Consider the following 25,426-nt stretch of genomic DNA (forward strand, 5'->3'; position numbering starts at 1 on the left):
GGTGCTCACGGTGTCCACACCACACCAATCCGAACCCGGCCCCGAACCAACCGGGCCCGATCCGGGGACGGACCTGTCGGGCAGGACCGTAATGGACCGTGACGGTTTCCGGCTGGGCAGACTGGAGCAGGTCTATCTCGGTCCCCGAAGCGGCTCACCCACGTGGGGAGTGGTGCGCGCGGGTGGCAAACAGCGTTTCGTTCCGCTGCACGACGCCGATCCCGCTCAGGGAGCGGTACGCATCACGGCCAGCAAACGCCAGGTCCGATCCGCCCCCACGGCCTCGGCGGACGCCGAGCTGCGCCCCGAGTTCGAGGGAAGATTGGCCGAGCACTACGCGGGCGCGCCGAACACCACCCGCGGTTCGGTGCTGAGCGTGCGGCGCAGCCGGGGAGTGCTCAGCGGCGTGGTGCTCGTCCTGTTGGGAGTTTGGACCGGGCTGATCCCGTTCGTCGGCCCCTACTTCGGTTACGGTTTCGGCGGTACGCAGCCGTGGAGTTTCACCCTCGACCGGCTGTGGCTGTGTGTGTTGCCCGCGCTGGCCATCCTGCTCGGCGGCTCGTTGTTGGCGCCCACCGGCAATCGGCTGCTGGGGAGTGTGGCCAGTGTGCTGGCGATGGCGGGCGGGGTCTGGCTGATCATCGGTCCCAGTCTGAGCAGGTTGTGGGGTACGGAGGGCGTCGCTACTCCGATCGGTGCTCCGCTCGGTTCGCCGGGAACGTGGGTGGCGGCCCAGCTCGGATTCTTCTTCGCGGTGGGCGCGTTGGTGGTGACGGTTGCCGCCATGGCATTCGGTCGACTGACCGTGCGATCCGTGCGGGACTGAACACCATCCAACGCGGACCGGCCGCCCTGGGACCGGTGCGCCGGGAGCCACTCACTGCGAGCTACTGCACTGGGGTTTGCACTTTCAGTGACGTGAAGTATTCATTAAGTCACTCAATCGGACGAGGTCAGTAAGCCTGCGCTGTGTCGCTCAGCGATCTACGCTGACCACAATGAACGCCCTCATCAGCTGTGCGGGGTAGGAGGTGGTCATGGCTGCTCTACCGGACCGTGCCCGCCCTGCTCGGCAGTCGGCGCGATCGTTCGAGATGGTGCTACCCGGCCAGCTGCCGGAGGTGGGCGAGGTACTGGCGCGGGCCCAATCGGAGAACTTCACCGTCGCCGCCCGGGTACTGCCGTACCGGATCCGGCAACACCTCATGGCCGTGTACGGCTTCGCCCGGCTCGTGGACTACGCCGGTGACGAGGCATGCGGTCCGCGTGAGGGGCTGCTGGAACTGCTCGAGGCGGATCTGGGACGTGCCTACGAGGGCACACCACGACTTCCGTTGCTGCGCGCGTTCGCACCGACCGTGCGCGCTTGCGGTATTCCCCGCGCCGTTCCCGCCCGGTTGATCGAGGCGAATCGGCGGGACCAGCACGTACGCCGCTATTCCACTTTCGAGGAACTGCTCGATTACTGCTACTACGCCGCCAACCCGATCGGGGAACTGGTCCTCTACATCTTCGGCCGGGTGGAACCGGAGCTGATCCGACTTTCCGACCGTATCTGTTCCGCGCTGCAGATCCTGGAGCACTGCCAGGACATCGGCGAGGACTTCCGCCAGGACAGAATCTACATGCCGCTCACCGACCTGCGGGATTTCGGCTGTGCGGAATCGGAGCTCGCGGCCCCAACCGCATCCGCCGAACTGCGCAGGGCCGTGTGGTTCGAAGTGGATCGCGCGCTCGACCTGTTGCGGTCCGGCCAACCGTTGGTCGGACGACTGTCCGGACTGGCCCGGATGGCGGTAGCGGGCTACGTGGCGGGCGGAGTGGCCACGGCGCGGGCTTTCGAACCGGCCGGATACGACCCACTGGCAGTGGAGGTACGTCCCAACCGGAGGAGGATCCTCTCCGAATGGGTCCGGCTGTCGGTGGCGTCCTCGGCGGGGCTCGAACACGACCGCGTCCGCGAGGCCTACCGGTACTGCGAACGGCTCACCCGGACCCAGGCACGCAACTTCTCCTACGGAATACGCCTGCTGCCTCCGGCCAAACGCGGTGCGCTTTCCGCCGTGTACGCCTTCGCCCGCAGGGTGGACGACATCGGAGACGGTTCGTTGTCGAGCGAGCAGAAGCTACTACGCCTGCAACAGGCACGGCATGATCTCGACGATGTCGGGCCGGACGCCAAGGATCCCGTGCTGGTGGCACTGGCCGACGCCACCCGCAGATCGCCCGTGCCGCTGGAGGCTTTCCACGAACTCATCGACGGGTGCGAGGCCGACGTGCAAGGCACTCGCTACGAGACCTTCGAACAACTCACGCACTACTGCCGTTGCGTCGCCGGATCGGTGGGGCGCCTCTCGCTGGGAGTCTTCGGCCACGAGGTCACCGGACTGGCCGCTCAGCGTGCCGACGCCCTCGGCGTGGCGTTGCAATTGACCAACATCCTGCGCGACTTGCTGGAGGATCGCCGCGGCGGCCGTGTCTACATACCGGCCGAGGACCTGCGTCGTTTCGGCGTCTCACTCGAACTGGACTCGCGGGGGATGTTCACCGACCCGCGCGGTGCCCTGCACGAGCTCGTGCGTTTCCAGGCCCGTCGAATCGAACGGTGGTACTCCGAGGGTTTGCGGTTGCTCCCCCTGCTCGATCACCGCAGTCGCGCCTGTTGTGCGGCGATGGCGGGGATATACCACGAGCTGCTGCGGCACATCGCGGATGACCCCTCGGCTGTGACTCGCGGGAGGGTCACGCTGCCGGGTAGGCAGAAAATGGTCGTAGCGGCTCGTTCACTGGCGGGGATGAAATCATGACCCGTGGTCGGATAGTGGTCATCGGTGGGGGTCTGGCCGGTGTTTCCGCCGCGTTCGGCTGTAGTGACGCCGGCTTCGACGTGACCCTGTTGGAGGCGCGTTCCAGGTTGGGCGGAGCCACTTACTCGTTCTCCCGGGGCGAGCTCACCGTGGACACCGGACAGCACGTCTTTCTGCGCTGCTACACCGAGTACCTCGCGCTACTGCGACGCCTCGGCACCCTCGACAGGGTACGGATCCAACCGAAATTCCGCGTCCCCGTGATCACGCCGCACGGTCCCGGCTGGACATTGCGGCGCGCCGAGCTGCCCGCACCGGGGCACCTGCTGCCCGCCCTGTGGGGACATCGTGCGCTGTCCGCACGGCAACGGCTCACCGCGGCGCGAACGGCGCTGGCACTGCGCGGGCTGGATCCGGACGACCCGGCCCTGGAACGCACCGACTTCGAGAGCTGGCTGCGCTCCCGTGGCGAGTCGAACCGCTCCCTGGCGACGCTGTGGGGACTGTTCTGCGTGGCGGCGCTGAACTCCCCGCCGGACGAGGCATCGCTGGCCCAGGCGGTCAAAGTGTTCCGCACCGGAATGTTGGACACCACCAGCGGAGGCGACATCGGAGTGATCCGTCGTCCGTTGAGCGAAGTGCACGGTGAGCCGGCCCAGCGGAAACTGTCGGAGGCAGGCGTGCTGCCGTTGCCGCGGCACAAGGCGGCGGGGATCTCCGGCCAGCCGGGTGACTACCGAGTGCGGGTGAGCGCCGAACAGGAGTACGAACTGACCGCGGACGCGGTTGTCCTTGCCGTTCCGCATCCGGCCGCTGCCAGACTGCTGGCTGACCGGGACTCACCTGTCGGTGTCGATTTCGCCTCGTTGTCGCGCGCACCCATCGTGAACGTGCACGCCCATTTCGATCGCAGGGTGACCGACCTGCCCATGGCTGCCGCGCTGGACTCCCCGGTGCAGTGGTTGTTCGACCGCACGGAAGCCGCCGACGCGCCACGCGGCCAGTATCTGGCGATTTCGTTGTCCGCGGCTCACGAGGAGGTGAAGGAGCGTTCCGCACGACTGCGTGAACAGTACCTACCGGAGTTGCGAAGGCTGTTTCCCGCCGCCGGAGAAGCGCGGCTACTGGATTTCTTCGTCACGCGAGAGCCCGTGGCCACGTTTCGGCCCGTCCCCGGAGCGAGAGCGTCACGGCCGGCCGCTCGCACGGCTGAGCGGGGACTCGTACTGGCAGGCGCGTGGACCGATACCGGCTGGCCGGACACCCTCGAAGGGGCTGTACGGAGTGGGAACATCGCGGCACGCGTCGTCAGCGGGACCGTCTACCGCCACAGCGATGTGGCGTGGAGGTGAAGCATGACAGTGACAATGCCCTCCGCGCTCTCCAGCGCCCGAGAGTCCATCGACTCGCGATTGCGTCACACTGTCGCCGGATTGGATCCGGACACCCGCAGGGTCTGCGAGTACCATTTCGGCTGGATCGACGCCGATGGTTCCGAGGACCACCGACCGGGCAAGGCGCTACGTCCGGCACTGGTGCTGCTGTCCGCGCGGGCCGCCACCGGCGACGAGCACAGTGCCTGCAGCGGGGCGGTGGCCGTTGAACTGGTGCACAACTTCTCGTTGCTGCACGACGACCTGATGGACGGTGACATCTCCCGCAGACACCGCGCCACCGCCTGGACCGTGTTCGGGCGGTCCGCCGCGCTGCTGGCGGGGGACGCGCTGCTCGGACTCGCCAACGGCGTGTTGCTCGAAGCCGACTCGCAGCGGGCGTTGTGGGCGGCTCGTGAACTCTCGGGTACCGTGCGGGAACTCATAGCGGGACAAGCGGCGGATCTGGACTTCGAGCGGCGTGCCGAGGTCGGATTCGACGAGTGTCTGCGCATGGTGGCGGGCAAGACTGCCGCGCTGCTCGCGTGCTCCTGCTCCCTCGGTGCCCTGCTGTCGGGAGCTTCCGAACACACCGTCCGACGACTGCGTGGTTTCGGATTCGAACTCGGAATGGCGTTCCAGCTCGTCGACGATCTGCTCGGGATCTGGGGGGATCCGGAAGAGACCGGAAAGCCGGTGCTTTCCGACCTGCGCTCCCGCAAGAAGTCGATGCCGGTCGTGCACGCGCTCAATTCGGACACCGACGCCGGTCTGTGGCTGCGTGAGCTGTACCGACAACCGGAGCAACCCACCGAGTCCCAAGTGCTTCGAGGGGCGGAGCTGCTGCGTTCGGCGGGCTCGGAGGAATGGACCAGGGCCGAGACGGAACGCAGATTGACGGCCGCTCACCGGCAGCTTCGTGATGCCGGGTGTCAGGGAACGACCGAAGGACTGACCGAACTCGCCGATTTCGTTCTCCGGAGGAACCAGTGACCGGATCGCTGCGCCAGAACGGCGACATCCGCCAAGCCGACCAACACCGAGTCGACGGACCCGTCACCGAGACGATGTCCCCGCCCCACTCGTCCGCGACGGACGTCGACTCCGAGCGGCTCTCGGTACCCCCGCAGCAGGGACGTTCCTGGGAGGAGGCCCTTCGAGCCGGCAGCGATCACCTGTTGGGGCTGCAGCACGAGCAGGGATGGTGGAAGGGAGAACTACAGACCAACGTGACCATGGACGCCGAGGATCTGATGTTGCGCCAGTTCCTCGGGATACGGACCTCGGCGGAAACCGCCGCCGCGGCACGTTGGATTCGTTCCCAGCAGCGTGCGGACGGTACCTGGGCGGCGTTTCACGATGGCCCCGGAGAGCTGTCCACCACGGTGGAAGCCTACATCGCCCTGAAACTCGCGGGCGACGAGGTGGACGAGGAACACATGGTCGCCGCACGGCGCTGGATTCGGCGCTGCGGCGGCATCGAACGGACCCGTGTGTTCACCCGCATCTGGCTGGCGATGTTCGGCCAGTGGCCGTGGGACGAACTCCCCGCCATGCCGCCGGAAATCGTCATGCTGCCGAGCTGGGTACCGCTGAACCTGGCCGACTGGGGCTGCTGGGCACGACAGACCATCGTCCCGTTGACCATAGTGAGCGCCCTGCGTCCCCGGCGTGAACTGGGAGTCGACACCGCTGAACTTCGTACCGGCACGCGCCCGGTGGGGCGGGTGCGCGAGAACGCCGGAAACTCGCGCTGGGAGGCCGTGTTCAACGGACTGGATCGGGTGTTGCACGTATATCAACGGCACCCGTTCCGCCTGTTGCGCGGCCAGGCCATGCGGCGGGCGGCCGAATGGATCGTGGCCAGGCAGGAAGCCGACGGGTCCTGGGGAGGTATTCAACCGCCCTGGGTCTACTCCCTGCTCGCCCTGAACCTGCTCGGCTATCAACTCGACCACCCGGTGATGCGCGCGGGTATTCGGGGGCTGGAAGGCTTCCTGGTTCGGCAGGAGTCGGAACACGGCAGCCTCCGCAGCATGGAGGCCTGCCAGTCGCCGGTCTGGGACACCGTGCTGAGCATCCAGGCGCTGCACGATGCCGGGGTGCCGGACAGCGACCCGGCGATTCGGGACGCCGTCGAGTTCGTCCGTTCCGAGGAGATCACCGTTCGAGGGGATTGGGCGGTACGACGACCTGAACTACCCGGCGGTGGAGGGTGGGCCTTCGAGTTCGAGAACGACGGCTACCCCGATATCGACGACACCGCGGAAGTGCTGCTGGCTTTCGCCCGTACCGGCTATGTGGAACAGGATCGCATCGCCGCGGCGGTCGACCGGGGAAGACGTTGGCTGCGCGGTATGCAGTCCCGCGGTGGCGGCTGGGCCGCCTTCGACGCCGACAACACGCGCTGGCTGGTGAACAAGCTGCCCTTCTGTGATTTCGGGGCGGTCATCGATCCTCCCTCCGCTGATGTCACCGCGCACGTGGTGGAGGCCTTGGCCCAGCTCGGGGACACCAACGACCGTGTCGTCCGGGACGGCACAAGGTGGTTGTTCGAACAGCAGGAGAACGACGGTTCCTGGTACGGCCGCTGGGGAGCCAATCACCTCTACGGCACGGGTGCTGTGGTTCCCGCCCTGGTCAAAGTAGGGATACCGGTACAACACTGCGCGCTCACCCGTGCGGCCCGTTGGCTGGAGCAACGCCAGAACCCGGACGGTGGTTGGGGCGAGGACCTGCGTTCCTACACGGATCCTGCCTGGATCGGCAAGGGGGACTCCACCGCTTCGCAAACCGCCTGGGCCCTGCTGGCGCTGCTGGCTCTGGGACGTCACGAGACTGATCCGGTGCGGCGCGGCATCGCCTTTCTGACAGACACGCAGCAGGCGGACGGCAGCTGGGCGGAACCGCAGTTCACCGGTACGGGTTTCCCGGGTGACTTCTACATCAACTACCACCTCTACCGGCAGATCTTCCCGGTGACCGCTCTCGGGCGGTACCGACAAGCCGTCCACGCCGAATAGGTGCTCGCCATGAGATCGAATCTGCTCGTATGCACCCCGCTGCGAGTGGAGGCCCGCGCGTTGCGCCCGCTGGGCGCGAACCGGGTGTGGCGAACCGGATACGGCAAGCGACGCAGTGCCCGGTCGGCGGCCGAACTCACCACGCGCGAGTTCGGTGCGCTGGCCGTGGCAGGACTGGGAGGAGGGCTCGACCCGGGGCTGCGCAGCGGTGATGTGGTAGTGGGAACCGAGCTCGTCGGGTCGGGGAGAGGTGCGTGCAGACATTCCCAGCGTCCCGAGCTGTTGGCCTACCGACTGCGTGACCTCGGGCTGCGTGTGTGGCTCGGCCCGGTACTGACCAGCGAGCGACTGGTGCTCGGTGCGGAGCGTGCCGTCCTGGCGCGGGGCGGTGCGCTTGTCGCGGACATGGAATCGGAGGTGTTGGCGACAGCGGCATCGGACCGCCCCGTCGTGATCGTGCGTGTCGTACTCGACACCCGCCGCCAACCGCTGCTGGGGCCCGGCTCGCCGGCTCGGCTGTCCGGGGCGCTGCGGCGGTTACGCGCTACCGGGCTCCCGCTGCTTCGTTGGGCCGAGGCTGTGGCGGGACCCGGTTCGCTGGATACTGTCCGTTCTCGCTGAAGCAGAGAGGTGCCGCAATGGGTATCCCGATTCGCCAGGCCGCCAAGGTTGGTGCTTACCTGGTCAAACAAAAGATTCTGCGGCGTAAGAAATTCGCGTTGACCCTCGAACTGGAGCCGTTGTTCGCGTGCAACCTGGCGTGCGCCGGCTGTGGCAAGATCCAGCATCCCGCCAACGTGCTCAAACAGCGGATGCCGGTGGAACAGGCACTGTCCGCGGCCGAGGAGTGCGGAGCGCCGGTCGTCTCCATCGCGGGTGGTGAACCCCTGATGCACCCCGAGATCGAGACGCTCGTCCACGAACTCGTCAAACGCAAGAAGTTCGTCTACCTGTGCACCAACGCGCTGCTCATGCCACGCAAGATCGACAAGATCGAGCCCTCCCCCTACTTCTCGTGGGCAGTGCACATAGACGGCCTGGAGGAGCGTCACGATGCCTCGGTGAGCAAGCAGGGAGTGTTCGCGCAGGCGGTGGACAACATCAAGGACGCCCAGCGGCGCGGTTTCCGCGTAACCACCAACAGCACCTTCTTCAGCACGGACACGCCCAAGACGGTCATCGACGTGCTGGACTACCTCAACGACGAGCTCAACGTCGACCAGATGATGCTGTCCCCCGCCTATGCCTACGACAAGGCACCCGACCAGGAGCACTTCCTGGGGGTCGAGGAGACCAGGGAACTTTTCAAGAAGGCTTTCGCCGACGGGAGGCGCAAAAAGTGGCGGTTCAACCACTCCCCGCTGTTCCTCGACTTTCTCGAGGGCAAACGGGACTTCGCCTGTACGGCCTGGGCGATCCCCTCGTACTCGTTGTACGGCTGGCAGCGCCCCTGCTATCTCATGGCGGATGGATACGCGCAGTCCTACCGCGAGCTGATCGAGGAGACCGACTGGGAGTCCTACGGCAGAGGAAGAGATTCCCGTTGCGCCAATTGCATGGCACACTGCGGCTACGAACCCACCGCGGTGATGGCGACGATGGGGTCGCTACGGGAATCGCTGCGGGCGATGCGAGGTTGAGCCGCCCGTACGGTGTGTCCGTGGTCACCGGCTGCGGTGTAGCGCTGTGACCTCGGGATATAATGAGACCCGATACCAAGTACATCGCGCGGCTCACCGCATTCTCAACAGCGCGATGCAACCGTCCACGGCGTCTGTGCGGGGTACCCCGATCCCGCACGCGCCGCGTGAGGTCAACATGCACAATCCGACGACCGTCCAGCTGGACGGGCTCCGGACTCATCTCTCGCACGCGGGTAAGAAGCTGTTGGAGACGACTCTCGCGCCCTTGGGGCTGTTCTACCTGCTGCTGCAACTGACCGATCTGACGGGAGGACTGCTGGCGGCACTGGGATGGGCGCTGGCGGCAGTGGTGTGTCGGCTGGTGCTGCGCGCGCGGATCCCGGCGGTGCTGCTGTTGACCACGACACTGTTGGCAGTGCGTACCGTGGTCGGCCTGCTCTCGCAGAGCGCTTTCCTGTACTTCCTGCAGCCGAGTCTGCAGAACTTTTTGATAGCGGCCGTGCTGCTGGCCACGCTGCCGTTCGAACGCACCTTTCTCGCACGGTTGGCCGACGACTTCTGTGTCTTTCCGCCCGCCCTGATGGGCCACGCCGTGCTGCGACGGTTCTTCCGGCGAGTGTCGTTGCTGTGGGCCGCTGTGTTCATCGCCAACGGGGCCGCCGCACTCTGGATGCTCGCCGAGCACACGGTGGGACAGTTCCTACTGGTGAGCACCATCGGGTCCTACGGGCTCGTGGCTTCGGCCGCTCTCGTCTCGTTGCTGTGGTTCCGAAGGGAGCTGCGAGGGCACGGCATCCGACTGCGGATCGGGAACGGGGATCCCGGTCTGTGGTCCAACGTGCTACGACCGCTCTGGAACCCCCTCGGCAGTGGGGTGCGTTGAGCTGCCCACGCCCCGAACCCCACCACCGAACTCCGACCCCCGTCACCGAACTCCTGCCGTGGGGCCTGAGCGGACTTGCGGTGGGATCCCGGTCCGCGTGCTCGTTCAGCGGTCACCCCCGAACAGCCCGTTGAGCCGGTTGAAGATACCGGGCATACCCCCCTGCATGCGGGACGCCGCACCCAGCCAGCGGGGTACGAAGCTCTCCCGGCTGCCCTGTTCGATCGCTCTCACGATCCGGGAAGCCACCAGCTCGGCTGAGACCTGCCGGGGAAACCCGCGCTCGTAGGCCCTGCCGCGTCGCCGGAAGAACGGAGTGCGTACCGCCCCGGGAAGCACGGTCGTGACTCCTACACCGGCACCACCGAGCTCGTGCCGCACCCCGGCCGCGAAGGCACGCAGTCCCGCCTTGGTCGCTGAGTAGACTGCCTCGTCGCGTACTCCCACGGCGGCGATCGACGAGACGAAAACGACGTGTCCACCGCCACGCTGCCGCATCTCGGGCAGTAGCAGGCGGGTCAGCTCCAGCGGGGCAGCCAGATTCACGGCGAGCAGTCGTTGGACATGCTCGCTCGGCATGTCGATGAATTCCCCGGCCCAGCCGATTCCGGCGTTGTTGATCAGAACGTCCGCACCGGCCGCCGCGTCGGCGACTCGGGGAAGTTCTTCGGACAGGGTGAGATCGGCCGTCAACGTCCGAGCCCCGGTCATCTCCCCGACGTGCCGCAGCCCGCGTTCGTGGCGGCCGACCAGGATCAGTTCACACCCCCGTCGCGCCAGCAACCTCGCGGTGGCCGCGCCGATCCCGGAGGACCCACCGGTCAGCAGTACCGTTCGCCCCTCGAGACGGAACCGCATTCGTTCACCTGCCTTTCCTTCGGCAAACCCGGCCCCGTGGGTGAGAGGGGAGCGATCCCGCGGGGAGTTTCCTCGCACAAACCTGAGTGGTTCTCACGTTCATCCGGTGGCCGTGCGTGCTGAGTGTTGTGTGGGTGTATCTCGGCTGCCTCACCGCGAAGGCTGCGCTACTGGTATCGATCGACACGTGTTCTCCCGCTGCGGCAGTTGGTGGGGCGGGCACGCGCGGCTACGATCCCGGCGGCGGCCCCTTCGGTGGGAGAGTGGTTACCCCCAGCTCACTGTTCCACCATTACCGATGGACTCGTTGTTCTCGATTTCCCTCCGCAACGCTTCACCCCGATGTGTGAGCAACACGATTCCGCCGACGATCGCCACGGCGGCCACTGCTTGCCCCCACAGCACCGCCGGGGTGGAAACCACCGTCTCGCCGAACCAGCCGATTCCGATCGCCACCCCCACCAGGGGATCCACGGTGGTGATCACCGCGAGCGCGGGAGAGATCAGTTTTCCCTGTTGAAAGGCGTTCTGGCTCAGCAGGAAACCACACGGGCCGACGAGGCACACCGCGTAGAGCACCCAGTGCTGGAACGGTTCGACGAAGCCACCCGTGCGGAACTGGCTCGCCACCACCTTCATCAGCGCCGCGGTCACCCCGTAGATCACCCCCGTCGCCAGTGCCAGTGCGATCACCCGGATCTCGCCCGGGAAATGTGACGCGGCCAGCAGGCACACCACTGTGATCACTCCGAGTAGCACCGCCAGCGGGATCGCCTGGGGCTCTATGGTCTCGTCGCCTCCCCCCGGCCGCGCCAGCAGCAGGAAAGCGGCGAGACCACTCATGCACCCGAGTGCACCCAGTACGACGATCCGGTCCAGTTTGCGATGTGCCAGCCAGGCCGCGTGCAGGGCGGCGAACAGCACGCTGGTCACCAGCAGTGGCTGGACCAGCATCAACGGGCCGTAGGCCAGTGCCACGACCTGCAGGGACAGGCCCACGATGACCGTGCCGACACTGGCCAGCCATATCGGCTTGCGTACCAACTCCAGCAACAGGCGTGGGTTGAGAGTCCGGATACTGGGCACCTGTTTGGTGGCCCGTTGCTGTACCGCGCTGGCCATGCCGAAACTCGCGGCGCCGAGCAGCGCCGCCGGAACCGCTACCGTGAACCAGGCCCCCGACGCGGTCAACGTGGCGCTTCCTCACGGGTGGTCCCCGGCCGCGGAGTGGACTCGGGCGGGCCTTGCAGTTGTCGGAAGCAGGAGCGCAGCTGCTCGCGGAGCCTGGCGGGAAGCCACTCCAGCCGAGCGTCGGCGGTGATTCCCACACCCACCGTGTCGCCCCAGCTGATCAGCCCTATCGCCGTTCCGACACCGGGAGCGAGCGGAAGGATCGGCAGCACCTCGGCCACCAACGCCCCCCAGACCCGGGGCGGGCGACGTGACCCCGGCATGGCGGAGACCAGCGCGTTGAAGAACCGGCGTTGATAGATCGTCCGCACCAGCAGCCGATGCAGCGGCGTGGGAAGCAGCCCCAGCGCCGCCATCGCGAGGCCTGCCGCTGCCGGTTGCCCGGCGTGCTGTCCCGCGGCCAGTCGCTCCGCCACCTCGCGCAAGCGCTGCTCCGTTTCCATGGGACCGACCGGAAGATCCACCGACACCGCGACGGTCCGGTTCCCGAACATTTCCGCCGTCGGTGCCTCCCGAGGTGAACGTGTGGTACGCGGCACCATCACCCGCATGTGCTGTCCCGGGCTGGTGCCGGTTCGTTCGGCGAGCGTGCGGTGCAGCGCCTCGGCGGTCAGACCGATCAGCAACACACTGCTGGGGAGCCCGCGAGCGCGTGCCTGTGCGCGTACTTCGCTGCTGGGCAGCTCCGCGGTGTCGAAGACCCGGCCGGAGGTGCTGTCCCCGTCCAACGGGCTCCGTGGCGCAGGTCCAGCGGTGCCCAGCTTCCACAGCCCCCGCGCCACGCTCAGCGCAGTGCGCCCCCGGGAGACGAGGAGGGTACGGAGTGCTGCCGCCGAGGTTTTCCGCTCCTCGCGCGGGGGAGGCGCATCCCGCTCCCACTCGTCGACGTCGTCACGCAGCAACCGCACCAGGGTGTTCGTGACCGCGATCCCGTCACCCAGCGCGTGGTGCAACTTCGCGAGGAGCAACGTTTCGGTGTCCGTGCACAGCACCATCAGTTGCCAGGGAGGGCGATCCGTCGGTACCGCGGCGCTGAAGAACTCCCGTACCACCTCGTCGCGTGCCGGGGTGGTGCGATGATCCAGATGCCGCCCCGGCTCGATACACCGAACTGTGTGCCACCGCGGGGCGTGAGCGCCCCGTTGCACCAGCGTGTTGCGCAGCATCGGCAGCGAGCGGGCACGTCGTTCGATCAGCTCGGCAAGGTGTCCCGCCCACTGTTCGGCGGTTCTCTCCTCGGGCGCCTCCCGCAGTCGCAGCACGGCACCGGTCTGCTGCGGTACCGCCGCGTCCGCCGCGTGTACGAAGAAACGGTCGGAGGAGCGCAACCGTCGTGCGCCGCGGTGCCTGGGCAGTTCGGCGAGCGCGGCCACCTGTGTGGTGAAGTCGCCCGAAGTGGCCTGTCCCAGGACACGCTGTTCGGCGCGTCGCAGTCGTTCGGGACTGGTGGTGAGCTCGTGCAGCGTGGCCGCCAGCGATTCGGAGGTCGGGCACAGTTCCGCCAGGCCTGCTCGTGCCATGAGCTCCGCGTTGGCTCGCCCGTGTCCGGCGATCGGTTCGAACATGATCACCGTGCGGCCACAGGCCATGGTCTCCAACGCGGTGGCACCTCCTGCGTTGGAGATCACCACATCCGCCGCGGCCGTCAAGCCCGGCATGTCGTCGCACCACCCCAGCGGCAGCAACCTCCGTTCGGTGCCGTCGCGCTCCGCGAGTCGCGCACGGAGCTGTTCGTTACGGCCACACGCCACGATCACCCGGTCGACGCGAGGTTCGGCCAGCGCCGCGTCCACGGCGCGTTCCACCGAACCGAACGACAGGGAGCCGCACGCGATCAGAACCTGGAACCCCTCGGCAGGCATGCCCAGTGACAGCCGGGCGTCCGCCTTGTCGCGGGGGCGGAACTCCGCGGAAACGGGAGGTGCGCTCACGGCCGCCGTGGCGTCGGGCTGCGCACGGTGGAGCGCTCGCAGGCTGGCCTCGCTCATCACGTAGTGCAGATCGATCTCCGGGTGCACCCAGAACGGGTGCGGGCAGAAGTCCGAGATCACGGCCGAGACCGGTTTTTCCAGTTCGCCACGGCGACGCAGCCGATCCAGCCCGGCAGTGGCCATCGGATAGGTCGAGATCACCAGGTCCGGTTCCCACCGTCGGATTCGACGGCGAAGTGGTGGTCCGACCCAGGCTCCCACGAAACGCCGAGAAGCGGTAGCGAACCAGCCCCACCGCCACAGCGCGTCGTAGAACAGGTCGTACAGCCACGGGGTGGACTCCACGTTGCGCACGTAGATCCATCGGAACAGCGGCCCGACCCCCGGGCCCATCACCCGCAACGTGTCCAGACGCGCTGTTTCGCATCCGGGCCAGAGTCGCCGCGCCGCGTCCTCCACGGCCCGGGCCGTCGCGTTGTGCCCCTCACCGATATCGGCACTGACCAGCAGCACTCGTACCGGGGAGCGAGCGTTCGGGTGGTGGGAGGTCACCGGCCAAAGTCCTTCCGTGTTCTCGGTGTCTCGTAGCGGGGTCCACGGCGCTGTTACTGGTCGGCTCGCCGGAAACACGCCCCGTCCTTCTCCGCAAGACCGTATCGCCCTCGGACACGTTTGGCGATCAGGAAGTAGCAGTGAGTCGCGAAAGTTTCGCCGCTCCACCCGGAACGGATCAATCCTGCGGCGGCAACTCCGCCACAGAGGTCACGTCGCGTCCCGCCCTGCCGACCCTGGCGGCGCCGCCGGGGGAACCGAGTCCGGTCACCTCGAAGAACTCGGTGTTGAACGTGGTGTACTCGGCCCATTCCTCCGGCACGTCGTCCTCGTAGTAGATGGCCTCCACCGGGCACACCGGCTCGCACGCTCCGCAGTCGATGCACTCGTCGGGATGGATGTAGAGCATCCGCTCTCCCTCGTAGATGCAGTCCACCGGGCATTCGTCGATGCAGGACTTGTCGAGTACGTCCACGCACGGCTGAGTAATTACGTAGGTCACGAGGAGATCTCCCGGGCATCGGGGAAGCGATTCCGCCCGTTACACGTACCCAGAGATGGCGTGTTCGATGCCGATCGTAGATCGACCACCGGCATCGAGGGGCGCGATTGATACGTTGTGCGGGTCGGGATCCCGGGCACCTCCGCGGTCGAACAGTCTCTGCGGTGCCCTCGAGTGAGCGTGAGGAATGAGCAGGACATCCAAAGGGGCGCGTTCGCGGGAGCAGCGTCAGCAGCAGCTCGTCGACTACGTGCTGGAACGTGGTTCCGCGAGCGCGGCCGAACTCGCCGATCTCGTAGGCGTGAGTCTGATGACCGTGCATCGTGATCTCGACGAACTGGCCAGACGCGGGCTGCTGCGCAAGTTTCACGGTGGGGTCTCCGCACAACCCTCCACCGTCTTCGAGGGCAGCTCGGAGTACCGGATGGGAGCCAACCGGGAGCTCAAGGACGCGATCGCCAGGACGGCGTTGCGGCTGGTCGAACCCGGTGCCTCCATCCTGCTCGACGACTCCACCACCGCGCTGACGCTGGCCGGGTTGTTGGGGGGCGTGGGGCCTCTCACGGTCGCCACCAACTACCTGCCCGTCATCCAGGAGCTCAAGTCGTTGCCCGACGTGCACCTGATCTGCCTGGGGGGCAATTACTCGGCCACCCACGACTCTTTCCTGGGGTTGCCCTGCATCGAAGCGGTGGGAGCATTGTCGGTGGACATGGCCTTCGTGTCCACCTCGGCGATGAACGCGACGATGACCTTTCACCAGGAGCACGAGCTGGTGCAGGTCAAACGGGCCATGCTCGACGCGGCGGCCACCAGCGTGTTGCTGATGGATTCGAGCAAGATGCCACGCAAGGCGCTGCATCGCATGGCTCCGCTGGGGGACTACGACAAGCTCGTCGTCGACGACGGGGTCGACCCCGAACTGCTCGCCGCCGCCGGTGATGTGATCGATGTGGCAGTGGCTCCCACCGGGAACGTCTGACCCGGCGTTCGGAGCCCCACGCCGGCGCCCGGCGAGGTCCCCGCGTGGCAGCCCGTCACGCTCGACGAGTGAGCACCGTCGGTTACCGAGACGCGTTACTCGCCGGCGGAACGCAACATCTCGGCGAGATCGGGTGGAAGCTGAGCGACGGTGTCCTCGATCTCCTCCTCGGGGATCCAGTACAGCAGCACTGCGAACACCGCTTCGACCCGCCGTTCTACCACGTCGAGGTCGACAGTGTCGATCTCACCGCTGACCTGGTCGAGGAAGGTCTCCTTCTCGAAGGCGACCGCCTGCCCCTCGAACCGGTGCAGCTCTTCCCGTAGCTCCGGGGGCAGGGCCGGAGCGAGATCGTAGAGCTGTCCCGCGGCAAGCCGCTCGGAAAGCGCGCGTAACGACGCGCGCGCCAGCCGGTCGGCCTCGGCGCCGTCGGGCAATTCGGCCCGGTGCCGGATTTGCTCCAGAAAGCCGGCCATGGTCGGAGCGGCCGAGTCCGGGTGTGCCATTCCATTCCTTCCGCCGGCTGTGATCGTTCGGTGATTCGTACTCGGTGCGCCGGAGATCGAAACCTTCCCGGCGGAGGTCCCCTCGTCGGAAACCACGAGTGTCGACGCGCCATACTGTCGTGTTCGTCCAGTCGGAGGGACCCGCGGTGAGCGCTCAGCGTCGCCTTGCCAATGTGATTCCGTCGCTGACCGGCAGCATGGTCAACTCGACTCGATGGTCCCGCAGCGCGTACCGGTTGAACTCGTGGATGGCGTGGGCACTCTCGTCCTGTCGCTCGTGGAGTACTCGTCCACCGGCCAGCACGTTGTCCACCACGATGAAACCCCCGGGGCGGGTACGCGGAACGATCTCGTTCCAGTACGCGATGTAGCAGGTCTTGTCGGCGTCGATGAAACTCATGTCGATCACGGCAGCGCTCTCCAACGCGCGCAGGGTGTCCAGCGCCGGGGCCAGCCGTAGTTCGATGCGTTCGGACACGCCGGCCCGGTGCCAGAAGTGTCGCGCCACATCGGTGTACTCGGTACTCACGTCGCAGCACAACAACCGGCCGTCCTTGCTGAGTCCGCGTGCGATCGCCAGTGCCGAATAACCGGTGAACGTCCCCACCTCCACCGCGTACTCCGCCCGGATCGCCTTGGTCAGCAGCGTCAGCAGCGAAGCCTGTTCCGGCGAGATCTGCATGTCCGCGCTGTCGGGCAGCAACCGCTGGGTGTCCTCGATCAATTCCCGCTGCAGTGGGTCCGGGCGTGCTCCGTGGCGCAGCAGGTAATCGTGCAGTTGTTCGTCGAGCTGGGCCGACTTGCGAGTCACGCCGCCGACGCTACCCGTACAACCCCGCTCCGCAACTCATCGAAGTTCTCCGTTCACCTCCGCCGGTGCGTGGGGTGACCCTTCGACGTTGCCCACGTCGAAGAACGCCGGTATCCCCGCGGCGTGGCGGAGGGGCTCGCGCCCAGGCGCTCTTCCTGGCTCGCGTAGCGGAACAGGGCTGTTTACGCTGGCGAGCGAGTGTCAGGCCAATCGTCGGAGGGGCCCGAAAGGCAGGCGTGATCATCGCCATGAGCAGATTGACGCGGCCTACGAAGCAATCCAGCAGAGCGTATCGCGCTGCCGCGGCCCAGGCGAACGAGGCCGACCAACGGTTGCAGCTGGCATCCGGCATGCGACGGCAGATGAACAAGGTGTTCCCCACGCACTGGTCCTTCCTGCTGGGGGAGATAGCGCTCTACACGTTCATTCTGCTGTTGTTGACCGGCACTTACCTGGCGTTCTTCTTCGATCCCTCGATGGCCGAGGTGACTTACCAGGGCGTTTTCACCGACCTGCGTGGTGTCGAGATGTCACGTGCCTACGAGTCGGCACTCGACATCTCCTTCGAGGTACGCGGCGGCATGTTCGCACGGCAGATCCACCACTGGGCCGCGTTGCTCTTCCTTGTGGCGATCGTGGCGCACATGTTCCGCATTTTCTTCACCGGTGCCTTCCGCAGGCCACGCGAAACCAACTGGATTCTGGGAATCCTGCTTTTCATCACCGGGATGTTCGAGGGCTTCACCGGGTACTCGCTGCCGGACGACCTGCTTTCCGGCACCGGGGTTCGCATCGCCTCCGGAATCACACTCTCGATTCCGGTGATCGGTACTTGGCTGCACTGGCTGCTCTTCGGCGGTGAGTTCATCGGGGACGAGATCATTCCGCGCTTCTACTTGATCCACATATTTCTGCTTCCCGGCATCATCCTCGGTCTGATCGCCGTTCACCTGGCTCTGGTCTGGTATCAGAAACACACCCAGTTCCCCGGCGTGCGCCGCAGCGAGAGCAATGTCGTCGGGGTACGAATCATGCCGGTGTTCGCGGTGAAGTCGGGCGGTTTCTTCGCTTTGGTCGTGGGCGTCACGGCCATAATGGGCGGGGTTTTCCAAATCAACCCGATCTGGAACCTTGGCCCCTACGTCGCCTCCATGGTCTCGGCCGCTTCGCAACCCGACTGGTACATGATGTGGACCGACGGCATGGGTCGGCTGTGGCCCCCGTGGGAGGTCTACCTGTGGGGACAGGCAACCATCCCGGCTCCGTTCTTCCCGCTGATCCTCGGTATGACAGCGGTGTTCACCCTGGCCTTGGCCTACCCGTTCCTGGAACGCAAACTCTCCGGTGACGAGGCACATCACAACCTGCTGCAACGCCCCAGGGACGTTCCGGTACGTACCGGTCTGGGAGCCATGGCGATCACTTTCTTCCTGATCGTGCTGCTCAGCGGTGCCAACGACATCATCGCGTTCAAATTCGACCTCGTGCTGGAAGCCACCACCTGGATGGGGCGTATCGGAGTGTTGCTCGGCCCACCCGCCGCCTACTACATCGCTTATCGCAGCTGCATCGGGCTGCAGCGAGCCGATCGGCAGGTGCTCGAACACGGGATCGAGACGGGTATCGTCAAGAGACTGCCACACGGCGAGGTCATCGAGTTGCACCAGCCGCTCGGGCCCAGCGACGAACACGGGCACCCCGAGCCGCTCTCCTATCAGGGAGCCCCGATTCCCAAGAAGATGAACAAGCTCGGCGCTGCCGGACGTCCGCTTCCCGGCAGCCTGTTGTGGCCCGACCCGCCGGAGGAGACCGAGCAGTTGCGCGAGGCGGAACGCCGTGAGGCCGAGGAGCCGGAAGGCCCACAACCGCGGGAACCGGAACTGCCCAGTGGACGGACACGCGACGTCACGGAGTGATCTCCCGGGAGTGGATACCTCCCGCTCCCGGTTGTCGTGGCTGCCCGATGCGAGGGACTATTGTCGCTGGACATCTCTCCGAGTCGGGGTCACAGTATTGGTGCGGACCCTCCGTTCCGGCCGCGCAGGGCAGCCCGTGTTCCCCGGACGAACAGCGCGGCATCGCAAGGGGTTCGATGTGGTCGACGGGGGGCCGTTTGCCACAGCGAACGGTAGAGGTGATCGAGATGACACAAGCCGGTTCGATCGAGAGGCATCCCGATCTCGTCGAGATGCGGGAACGCTACGAGGAGGCGAGTCAAACCCCGCAGGGGCAGGTCCTGGAGGGGTGCACCCTGCTGGCGGGAATCTACCTGGCGATCTCACCGTGGATCGTCCAGTTCAGTGCCACCAGTTTCGACGTGGCGATCGGCAATCTGGTCGTCGGACTGACGGTGGCCGTGCTGGCGCTCGGGTTCGCCTCCGCCTACGGCAGGACCCACACCGTTTCCTGGGTGGTCCCGCTGCTGGGCGCGTGGGCCGTCATCGCTCCGTTCGTCATTCTGGGAGGCGGAGTCGGCCTGGGCATGCTGCTCAGCAATGTGATCACGGGCGGCCTGATCGTGCTGCTCGGTGTGGGGCTGGCCTCGTTGGTGATGATGCGCCGTCGGCGCTGACGAGGCGGGCGACGAACGTGGTCGACCCGGCGCGCCGAGCCCGGCGTGCGCGACGCGCAGTGGCGGTGGTACCGGGTCGACCACGCGGCCGCTTCTCGAGCCCGTGGCCCGAGGAGCGGGCGCGGAAAGCTGCTGTCACTCTGGTGAAGCGTGCACGATGACGACCGGACACCCCGCGTGATGGGTGCACTTGTGGCTCACCGAGCCGAGCAGTGCCCCGACGAAGCCGCCGTGCCCGCGACTTCCGACCACCAGCAGCTCGGCGTCCTCCGCGGTGTCGAGCAGTACCTGCGCGGAATCCCCCTGTACCACGTGGGTACGCACCCGTGGCGGGTCCGTACGACGGTCCACCGCGTTGTCCACGGCGTCTTCCACGGTGACGCTGGCCGCGTTCTCGAATTCCCTGGGTGGCACCGCACCGCCCTCCCAGCTGTAGAACGCCGGGTACTCCCAGGCAGTAACGGCATCGACAGTGGCGTCGGTCAGCTCGGCCTGGCCGAGGGCCCAGTCCAGTGCGGCCAATGAGGGGGCCGAGCCGTCGACGCCGACCACGATCCGGTTCTGCTGGCTCATCACGCATCGCCCATCCCGGCGTTCGATATCGCGGCTTCGTCGTGGGGTGTGCCGTAAGCGTGTGTTCTCGCGTTCCTCGACTGTCCCACTTGTCCGCCTCACTCGCTCGGTTCCGTTGTTCTCCGGTCTGGTTCGGGCTCGTGGTCGTTACGAAAGTGTGATCTGAATCGTTCGCGGGTACGTTCATGCCACCGGCGGTAAGCCACGACTTCCGGAGGCGCGATGTCTCGGCGGAGCGAGGACACGCCGCGTAAGCCGATCGCGGCGATACGGCCGGCAGTGCTGCCCCGTGCCGCGACGCCGAACCGTGGCTATGTTCGATGTGAACCGGTTCGTCGGGGATCGTCCGCGGTCGCGGAACTGCTCTTGTGACCGATCGGGATCGTTCACCGTCGCAAGGTTGTTTGGAGAGCCCGTTGACCAAACGAACGACCAGCACCCCGCCATGGAGCGTCATAGCCCATGACACGGACAGGCTCAAACAGGCCGTACACGAGCTCCACACCGGGCATGACGTGTCCTCGGCGCAGGAGCTCAGTCACGAGCTGCTGCGCACGGTCACGTTGATCGGAGATCGTCTCGCGGTTCTGCTGGACGGGTTGGCCAAGCGTCACGAGAATCCCGGTGTGCCCGAGCAGCGTCCCGTTCACCTCGCCCTGGACCAGGCGGCCGCCGCGGCCGAGGATCTGGGGGAGTGCGCGCGCCGTGCGGCCCGCACCTTGGAGGACGAACACTGACGGAGCCGACCCATCTTCCGGTGGACCGTGCATTACCGATTGTGTCGGAGTCGTTCCGAAACGCACGAGTCGTGGGCAGAGGTTCCGATCGAGTAACTCGAAAAGGGTTCGTTTCAGGGTTTCGTGGGTTTCGGGGGCGTGGCGAAGCCGTCCCGTTGGTCGACGGCGGCTCGGCTCCACGCGCGAGGGCGGTGCTTTCGAGTCGGGAAGTGCGCTCGGTGAGCCTGTGTGCCTCGGTACCGCCAGGAGGTTAATCTTCCCGGAGACCGATTCGCGCGACGTCGCCCCACTCGAGCAACGGAGTCAGCATGTTCGGCTTCTCGAACGGGAATTCGATACGAAACGCACTGCCACTTCGCAGGTTGCGGGTTTCCGACTGGGCTCGGCAGGAGGGAACATGGCGCGAGGCACGCCCTTCGCTGATCGCGGCCGCGCTCAAACGCGCCCAGGCGCGCCCGTCCGGTAACTGGTTCGTGCTGGCAGGTAGCGCACAGATCGACCAACGCCGCCCCTTCGCCCGCACCGTGGCCGGGACCGAGGTGGTCGCGTGGCGTACCGAGCACGGGGCGTTGCGCGCGGGGCCGGGCGCCTGTCCGCATCTGGGAGCACCGCTCGGGCAGGCAACGGTGGACTGCGGCCAGTTGGTCTGTCGCTGGCACGGACTTCGACTGGACGCGCAGGGCGGCCCGTGGTGGACGCCGTTTCCCACCTACGATGACGGTGTCCTGGCCTGGGTGCGCCTGGACGACACCGGTGGGGAACAGTCGCTGGAGCGTCCGGTGGTGCCGCACCGTCCGCCCCTGCGGGACAGCATCTCCGAAGTGGCCACCGCGACCGGTGTCTGCGAACCCGACGACGTGGTGGCCAATCGCCTGGATCCCTGGCACGGCTCGTGGTTCCATCCCTACTCGTTCGCCAACCTCAGCGTGCGGCGCGCCCCGGACTTCGAAAGTAGCGAGCAGGACGACTTCTTCGAGGTGCTCGTTTCGTTCCGGCTGTCCCGCGGGATCGGAGTGCCGGTAACGGCCACTTTCCACTGCCCGGACCCACGTACCGTGGTGATGCGCATCGTCGAGGGGGAGGGGACCGGCAGCGTGGTGGAAACCCACGCGACACCGTTGGAAAGCGGTTCCGACGGCCGTCCGCGCACCGCCGTCATCGAGGCCACAGTCGCCTACTCCCCACGTCCCGGGTTCCGGATGGCGCTGTCCGCCGCCGGCTTGCTGCGCCCGTTGATGCGCCGGGTGGCCCTGCGGTTGTGGTCCGACGACCTCGCCTATGCCGAACGGCGCTACGAACTGCGTAGCACCGGGCGGTTCCCCGGCTGAGTGTGCCGGGACACCCCACCGTTTTCGGCTTACTGCCGGGGGTTACGCCACGTAGGCCACCGGCTCGAGTATCAGCGTCGCAGACCGCGCAACAGGGCGAATCGGCCACGATCGGGGACACTCCACAGCGTGTGTCCCCGCACACCCCACCCGTGCAGCAGCTCGTTCGCTGCTCGCATCCCGCTCGTGGCGGCACGTTCCATAAGAGCGACCGGTAGGTCGACACGCACCAGATCTCCCGCCAGCATCAACGCCGGATCGGGCGTTCGTACGCCGGGACGCTCGGCGAAACCACCGGGCGGAAACAGCGGGCAGTCGGCTCGCAGTTCGTGACGCTCGTCCACGATGCCCGCTACTTCGGTTTCCGGATATATCCTGGCCAGTTCCGCCAGCATCCGCGCTCGCAAGCTGTCGAGGGATGGTTCACCTGGTAGTGCGTAACCGTGCAACTCGAGTACGGAACCCCCGCGTTCCCCCGACCAACGGGCCGCCTCGTGCTCGTACCGTTCCAACACGCTGATGTTGTCCAGCGGCCCGTAGCCACTCGTTCCGAGGAACCCGGGCCTGTCCCGGCGAACCGGTCGGTCCAGCCACAGCCGCGACACCAGGAACGGTGGGGCCTCGCGCAACTCCGCTATCCGCGTTCGCCACCGCGACGTCCCTAGATCGGGTGAATTGGCGACGATGCTCCGCAAACCAGCGGTATCGGTGGCCAGTACCACCGCGTCGAATTCCGGAAAACCCGCTTCTAGTGCTGCCGTGGAGTCCGAACGCACCGCGAAGCGTCGGTCGGAGCCCCGTTCCAAGGCCCTGACCGGGGTGTCTGTGAGCAGGGTTGCACCGTGGTCGACCAGGTACTCCGCCAGCGGATTCCACAACGCCTCCGGGAACGAGTTCGCCGCCACATCGAACAGCAGCCCCTCGCTGGAGCCGAGAAAGTAGATGTGAAACATCGTCGCCAGTTCGGCGGCGGACAGCTCGGTGGGTTCGGCGAAGAAGCTGCGGGAGAACACCTCGAAAGCCAGATGTTTGGCAGCGGCGGGAAAACGGATCCGACTGAGAAGTGTGTCCGCGTCGAGGTGGTCCAGACGCTCGTAGATCTCCGGGACCGAGACCTGCGCCAGCGGTAACGCGGCGCGGGTTCCGAGCCGGGGGAGATCGCGCCAGTTGAACGTGGGACTTCGTGCGACGAACGCGAAGGCGTTCCACGGAGGAGTACGTGGCAGGCCGGCGAAAGTGTCCCGATATCCGGCACTGTGCAGCAGTGGATAGTCCGGAAGCGCGGTTAGGCCCGAAAGGTCCGGATCGGCACGCCGCAGAAGTGCGCGAAGGTTGTAGTACTGCCGGAAGAACGCGTGGAACCCACGATTCATACCGACGTCCGACCCGTCCGCGAGCGTGGTTCGCCAGCCACCGACCCGTCCGCCCAACCGGCCCTGTGCCTCCAGCACCGTGACGCCGACACCCCGCTCGGCCAGACAGGTGGCCGCGGCGACTCCCGCGATGCCCCCGCCGATCACGGCTACTCGGGGGAGACGAGCGAGATGACTCGTGTCCGGCATGCCGCCGTGGGGGGGATGCGGCACCGCCCTGCGGTCCTGGCCGGGAGGTTCGTGCTCGCCGCTCCCGTCGTCACCGGCCGATCGGGAAGCAGTGAAACCGCGCATCATGTTTCCGCCCTCTCGGATCGTTTTCCGGTCAGGGTGTGCACGATGCCGCGCTGCCATCCCGACATCGAGCCGATACGTACTCCCACGAGACCGTTCCGACGCATCCGCGCGGCGAGCTGTTCGGTCGAATCGAATCCCAGGACGCTGCGCCACAGGTAAGGGTGAATTCCCGAGCCACGCGTGCTCAGTGCACCGGCAGGAATGATCACACCCCAACACACCGCCGTCCAGACCAGCCGGGAGACAGGGCGGCCCCGCACGGAGAACTCGTGCAGTGCCAGGCGAGCACCGGGGGCGAGCAACTCGCGCAACACGTGCAGCCCGGCGTCGGGGTCGGGAAGGTTGCGGAGCAGGTACGCCGCCATGATCCCGTCGAACGATCCGCGCACACCGGCTTCTTCGAGTCCGTCCAACGGTGCGTGAACGAACTCCACCGTGTTCGGCCAGGACTTTCGTTCGGCCTGTGTCAGCATGTTCGCGGAAGCGTCCGTGGCCACGATGTGCGCGCGCGGCGCGATTCGGAGCAGCGCCGCGGTGGACGCGCCGGTACCGCAGCCCGCATCCAGCAACCGCAGTCCGCGGCCACCGTCGGGCAGGTGTAGCCGAAATGCCGATCGTCGTAGCGCGCGGTGGTATCCGGGGTTGAGCCCGACCAGCCGGTCGTACTGGCGAGCGTGCTGCTCGAAACCCCCCACAACGGGGTACGGGGAATACATCGGCAGTCCTTACCTGGAACTCGTTGCGGAACCGGCGCGTGTGGTCTGGTGAGGGCACTTGAATCGGTGTCCCGCCGCGGCTGGGCGGCTGTTGCGTAACCGTGCGCGCGGCGCGTAGTACCGCCTCACGAGGTTCGTCAACCGTGCCGCCCCACGGTCGCGGCAGAGGAAATCACCCCGTTCCCCTCGCCCCACGGGCTGCTTCCACCGTGTTCGAGCAATCCTCGAACACGGTGTTCAGCAGTGGAACCTGTTCGGCCGCCCAAGGGCTGATCGCCCAGGGGGTTCGTGTCGCCAACAGCATGAAATCCTCCCAGGCCACCCGCTTCCAGTCCGCGATCTCGGACGGGTCCGGCACTGGTGGTTCGTCGGTGACGGCCGTGTACACCGGACACAGCTCGTTTTCCACCACCCCCGTGACGTCGACTGCTCGGTAGCGGAAGTTCGCCAACCGCAACCGCGGCTGTCCGATCTCGAGCCCGAGCTCCTCGCGCACCCTGCGTCGAACCGCGGCATCCATCGCTTCGCCGGGCGCCGGATGTCCGCAACACGAGTTCGTCCAAACGCCGGGCCAAGTGCGTTTCTGAAGTGCACGACGAGTGATCAGCAGTTCTCCCACCGCGTCGAAGACATAGCAGGAAAAGGCCAGATGCAGGGGAGTGTCACCGTGATGCACTTCGGATTTCGGTGCCGTACCCACCGGCTCACCCGAGTCGTCGAGCAGAACCACGAATTCCCCGTCGGAAACGGGGGAGCTCGAGTTCATCG

General features: G+C 66.6%; 23 protein-coding genes and 1 pseudogene. 14 read left to right on the top strand and 10 right to left on the bottom strand.

The window, feature by feature from the left end; translation table 11 throughout:
• The first annotated feature begins 10 nt into the window (after positions 1–10).
• The 9 genes and pseudogenes from BLR41_RS20460 to BLR41_RS20495 all read left to right on the top strand — a co-directional run bounded on the left by BLR41_RS20460 (position 11) and on the right by BLR41_RS20495 (position 9,729).
• A complete protein-coding gene (locus BLR41_RS20460) occupies positions 11–826 on the top strand; it encodes a PRC-barrel domain-containing protein (protein WP_245694628.1) in 816 nt (271 codons plus the stop codon).
• Between the two features lie 268 nt (positions 827–1,094).
• Positions 1,095–1,889 (top strand): annotated as a pseudogene (gene hpnC, locus BLR41_RS23910) (squalene synthase HpnC); the annotation flags it as partial.
• Between the two features lie 33 nt (positions 1,890–1,922).
• Positions 1,923–2,807 (top strand): presqualene diphosphate synthase HpnD, encoded by an 885-nt coding sequence (hpnD, locus tag BLR41_RS23915; protein WP_342745403.1) that lies wholly within the window; start codon positions 1,923–1,925, stop codon positions 2,805–2,807.
• Positions 2,804–4,159 (top strand): hydroxysqualene dehydroxylase HpnE, encoded by a 1,356-nt coding sequence (gene hpnE / locus BLR41_RS20470; RefSeq protein ID WP_092631773.1) that lies wholly within the window; start codon positions 2,804–2,806, stop codon positions 4,157–4,159. The genes hpnD and hpnE overlap by 4 nt, the downstream gene beginning before the upstream one ends.
• Positions 4,160–4,162: 3 nt before the next feature.
• A complete protein-coding gene (locus tag BLR41_RS20475; RefSeq protein WP_092631776.1) occupies positions 4,163–5,173 on the top strand; it encodes a polyprenyl synthetase family protein in 1,011 nt (336 codons plus the stop codon).
• Between the two features lie 74 nt (positions 5,174–5,247).
• Positions 5,248–7,203, top strand: coding sequence for a squalene--hopene cyclase (gene shc / locus BLR41_RS20480; protein ID WP_092631968.1), 1,956 nt, complete (start codon positions 5,248–5,250; stop codon positions 7,201–7,203).
• A 9-nt stretch (positions 7,204–7,212) separates the two neighbouring features.
• The gene (locus BLR41_RS20485; RefSeq protein WP_143013149.1) at positions 7,213–7,824 is read left to right on the top strand and encodes a phosphorylase family protein; all 612 of its coding nucleotides are present in this window, start codon (positions 7,213–7,215) and stop codon (positions 7,822–7,824) included.
• Between the two features lie 17 nt (positions 7,825–7,841).
• Positions 7,842–8,843, top strand: a complete 1,002-nt coding sequence (hpnH, locus tag BLR41_RS20490; RefSeq protein ID WP_092631782.1) for an adenosyl-hopene transferase HpnH — start codon at positions 7,842–7,844, stop codon at positions 8,841–8,843.
• Between the two features lie 178 nt (positions 8,844–9,021).
• The gene (locus BLR41_RS20495) at positions 9,022–9,729 is read left to right on the top strand and encodes a VC0807 family protein (RefSeq protein ID WP_245694633.1); all 708 of its coding nucleotides are present in this window, start codon (positions 9,022–9,024) and stop codon (positions 9,727–9,729) included.
• A gap of 105 nt (positions 9,730–9,834) precedes the next feature.
• Here the strand turns inward: BLR41_RS20495 and BLR41_RS20500 are convergent, their stop codons facing one another.
• From BLR41_RS20500 to fdxA, 4 genes are all read right to left on the bottom strand, one after another.
• Positions 9,835–10,587 carry an SDR family NAD(P)-dependent oxidoreductase gene (locus BLR41_RS20500; protein ID WP_092631785.1) on the bottom strand — a complete coding sequence of 251 codons (753 nt, stop codon included), beginning with the start codon at positions 10,585–10,587 and terminating at the stop codon, positions 9,835–9,837.
• 267 nt (positions 10,588–10,854) lie between these two features.
• Positions 10,855–11,778 carry a DMT family transporter gene (locus tag BLR41_RS20505; protein WP_092631789.1) on the bottom strand — a complete coding sequence of 308 codons (924 nt, stop codon included), beginning with the start codon at positions 11,776–11,778 and terminating at the stop codon, positions 10,855–10,857.
• A complete protein-coding gene (locus BLR41_RS20510; RefSeq protein ID WP_092631792.1) occupies positions 11,775–14,261 on the bottom strand; it encodes an MGDG synthase family glycosyltransferase in 2,487 nt (828 codons plus the stop codon). The genes BLR41_RS20505 and BLR41_RS20510 overlap by 4 nt, the downstream gene beginning before the upstream one ends.
• A gap of 178 nt (positions 14,262–14,439) precedes the next feature.
• The gene (fdxA, locus tag BLR41_RS20515) at positions 14,440–14,763 is read right to left on the bottom strand and encodes a ferredoxin (protein WP_092631795.1); all 324 of its coding nucleotides are present in this window, start codon (positions 14,761–14,763) and stop codon (positions 14,440–14,442) included.
• A 187-nt stretch (positions 14,764–14,950) separates the two neighbouring features.
• Here fdxA and BLR41_RS20520 point away from each other — a divergent pair, with 187 nt between their 5' ends.
• Positions 14,951–15,745 (top strand): DeoR/GlpR family DNA-binding transcription regulator, encoded by a 795-nt coding sequence (locus tag BLR41_RS20520; protein WP_092631798.1) that lies wholly within the window; start codon positions 14,951–14,953, stop codon positions 15,743–15,745.
• Positions 15,746–15,840: 95 nt separating this feature from the next.
• On the opposite strand, the gene BLR41_RS20525 is transcribed toward BLR41_RS20520, so the two are convergent.
• Together BLR41_RS20525 and BLR41_RS20530 are read right to left on the bottom strand one after the other, a co-directional pair.
• Positions 15,841–16,251, bottom strand: coding sequence for a DUF2267 domain-containing protein (locus tag BLR41_RS20525; RefSeq protein ID WP_092631971.1), 411 nt, complete (start codon positions 16,249–16,251; stop codon positions 15,841–15,843).
• A 154-nt stretch (positions 16,252–16,405) separates the two neighbouring features.
• Entirely contained in the window at positions 16,406–17,062 is a 657-nt protein-coding gene (locus BLR41_RS20530) for an O-methyltransferase (protein WP_092631801.1), read from the bottom strand.
• Positions 17,063–17,310: 248 nt separating this feature from the next.
• On the opposite strand from BLR41_RS20530, the gene qcrB reads away from it, so the two are divergent.
• The gene (gene qcrB / locus BLR41_RS20535; protein WP_092631974.1) at positions 17,311–18,978 is read left to right on the top strand and encodes a cytochrome bc1 complex cytochrome b subunit; all 1,668 of its coding nucleotides are present in this window, start codon (positions 17,311–17,313) and stop codon (positions 18,976–18,978) included.
• Positions 18,979–19,205: 227 nt separating this feature from the next.
• Positions 19,206–19,634: an SPW repeat protein gene (locus tag BLR41_RS20540; RefSeq protein ID WP_245694635.1), complete on the top strand. Its 429-nt coding sequence runs from the start codon at positions 19,206–19,208 to the stop codon at positions 19,632–19,634.
• A 135-nt stretch (positions 19,635–19,769) separates the two neighbouring features.
• Here BLR41_RS20540 and BLR41_RS20545 read toward each other — a convergent pair whose 3' ends face one another.
• Complete coding sequence (locus BLR41_RS20545) at positions 19,770–20,207, bottom strand: universal stress protein (protein ID WP_092631804.1); 438 nt, start codon at positions 20,205–20,207, stop codon at positions 19,770–19,772.
• A 416-nt stretch (positions 20,208–20,623) separates the two neighbouring features.
• Between BLR41_RS20545 and BLR41_RS20550 the strand changes: the two genes are divergently transcribed.
• Positions 20,624–20,944, top strand: coding sequence for a hypothetical protein (locus BLR41_RS20550; protein WP_092631807.1), 321 nt, complete (start codon positions 20,624–20,626; stop codon positions 20,942–20,944).
• A gap of 308 nt (positions 20,945–21,252) precedes the next feature.
• Positions 21,253–22,272, top strand: a complete 1,020-nt coding sequence (locus tag BLR41_RS20555; RefSeq protein WP_092631810.1) for a Rieske (2Fe-2S) protein — start codon at positions 21,253–21,255, stop codon at positions 22,270–22,272.
• 71 nt (positions 22,273–22,343) lie between these two features.
• Here the strand turns inward: BLR41_RS20555 and BLR41_RS20560 are convergent, their stop codons facing one another.
• The 3 genes from BLR41_RS20560 to idi form a co-directional block, all read right to left on the bottom strand.
• Complete coding sequence (locus BLR41_RS20560) at positions 22,344–23,939, bottom strand: FAD-dependent oxidoreductase (RefSeq protein WP_092631980.1); 1,596 nt, start codon at positions 23,937–23,939, stop codon at positions 22,344–22,346.
• Positions 23,939–24,658 carry a class I SAM-dependent methyltransferase gene (locus BLR41_RS20565; RefSeq protein ID WP_092631813.1) on the bottom strand — a complete coding sequence of 240 codons (720 nt, stop codon included), beginning with the start codon at positions 24,656–24,658 and terminating at the stop codon, positions 23,939–23,941. The genes BLR41_RS20560 and BLR41_RS20565 overlap by 1 nt, the downstream gene beginning before the upstream one ends.
• Positions 24,659–24,830: 172 nt before the next feature.
• A complete protein-coding gene (gene idi / locus BLR41_RS20570) occupies positions 24,831–25,424 on the bottom strand; it encodes an isopentenyl-diphosphate Delta-isomerase (RefSeq protein WP_092631816.1) in 594 nt (197 codons plus the stop codon).
• Positions 25,425–25,426: the final 2 nt, after the last annotated feature.

Origin of the sequence: Actinopolyspora mzabensis, assembly GCF_900101095.1 — a bacterium.
Classification (GTDB): domain Bacteria; phylum Actinomycetota; class Actinomycetes; order Mycobacteriales; family Pseudonocardiaceae; genus Actinopolyspora; species Actinopolyspora mzabensis.

What these genes read in the sequence shown, in the direction of transcription:
- hpnE (WP_092631773.1), top strand. Translation starts at nt 2,804, where the DNA reads ATGACCCGTGGTCGGATAGTGGTCATCGGTGGGGGTCTGGCCGGTGTT.
- BLR41_RS20475 (WP_092631776.1), top strand. Translation starts at nt 4,163, where the DNA reads ATGACAGTGACAATGCCCTCCGCGCTCTCCAGCGCCCGAGAGTCCATC.
- shc (WP_092631968.1), top strand. Translation starts at nt 5,248, where the DNA reads ATGTCCCCGCCCCACTCGTCCGCGACGGACGTCGACTCCGAGCGGCTC.
- BLR41_RS20485 (WP_143013149.1), top strand. Translation starts at nt 7,213, where the DNA reads ATGAGATCGAATCTGCTCGTATGCACCCCGCTGCGAGTGGAGGCCCGC.
- hpnH (WP_092631782.1), top strand. Translation starts at nt 7,842, where the DNA reads ATGGGTATCCCGATTCGCCAGGCCGCCAAGGTTGGTGCTTACCTGGTC.
- BLR41_RS20495 (WP_245694633.1), top strand. Translation starts at nt 9,022, where the DNA reads ATGCACAATCCGACGACCGTCCAGCTGGACGGGCTCCGGACTCATCTC.
- BLR41_RS20500 (WP_092631785.1), bottom strand. Translation starts at nt 10,587, where the DNA reads ATGCGGTTCCGTCTCGAGGGGCGAACGGTACTGCTGACCGGTGGGTCC.
- BLR41_RS20520 (WP_092631798.1), top strand. Translation starts at nt 14,951, where the DNA reads ATGAGCAGGACATCCAAAGGGGCGCGTTCGCGGGAGCAGCGTCAGCAG.
- BLR41_RS20525 (WP_092631971.1), bottom strand. Translation starts at nt 16,251, where the DNA reads ATGGCACACCCGGACTCGGCCGCTCCGACCATGGCCGGCTTTCTGGAG.
- qcrB (WP_092631974.1), top strand. Translation starts at nt 17,311, where the DNA reads ATGAGCAGATTGACGCGGCCTACGAAGCAATCCAGCAGAGCGTATCGC.
- BLR41_RS20540 (WP_245694635.1), top strand. Translation starts at nt 19,206, where the DNA reads ATGACACAAGCCGGTTCGATCGAGAGGCATCCCGATCTCGTCGAGATG.
- BLR41_RS20545 (WP_092631804.1), bottom strand. Translation starts at nt 20,207, where the DNA reads ATGAGCCAGCAGAACCGGATCGTGGTCGGCGTCGACGGCTCGGCCCCC.
- BLR41_RS20555 (WP_092631810.1), top strand. Translation starts at nt 21,253, where the DNA reads ATGTTCGGCTTCTCGAACGGGAATTCGATACGAAACGCACTGCCACTT.
- BLR41_RS20560 (WP_092631980.1), bottom strand. Translation starts at nt 23,939, where the DNA reads ATGCGCGGTTTCACTGCTTCCCGATCGGCCGGTGACGACGGGAGCGGC.
- BLR41_RS20565 (WP_092631813.1), bottom strand. Translation starts at nt 24,658, where the DNA reads ATGTATTCCCCGTACCCCGTTGTGGGGGGTTTCGAGCAGCACGCTCGC.
- idi (WP_092631816.1), bottom strand. Translation starts at nt 25,424, where the DNA reads ATGAACTCGAGCTCCCCCGTTTCCGACGGGGAATTCGTGGTTCTGCTC.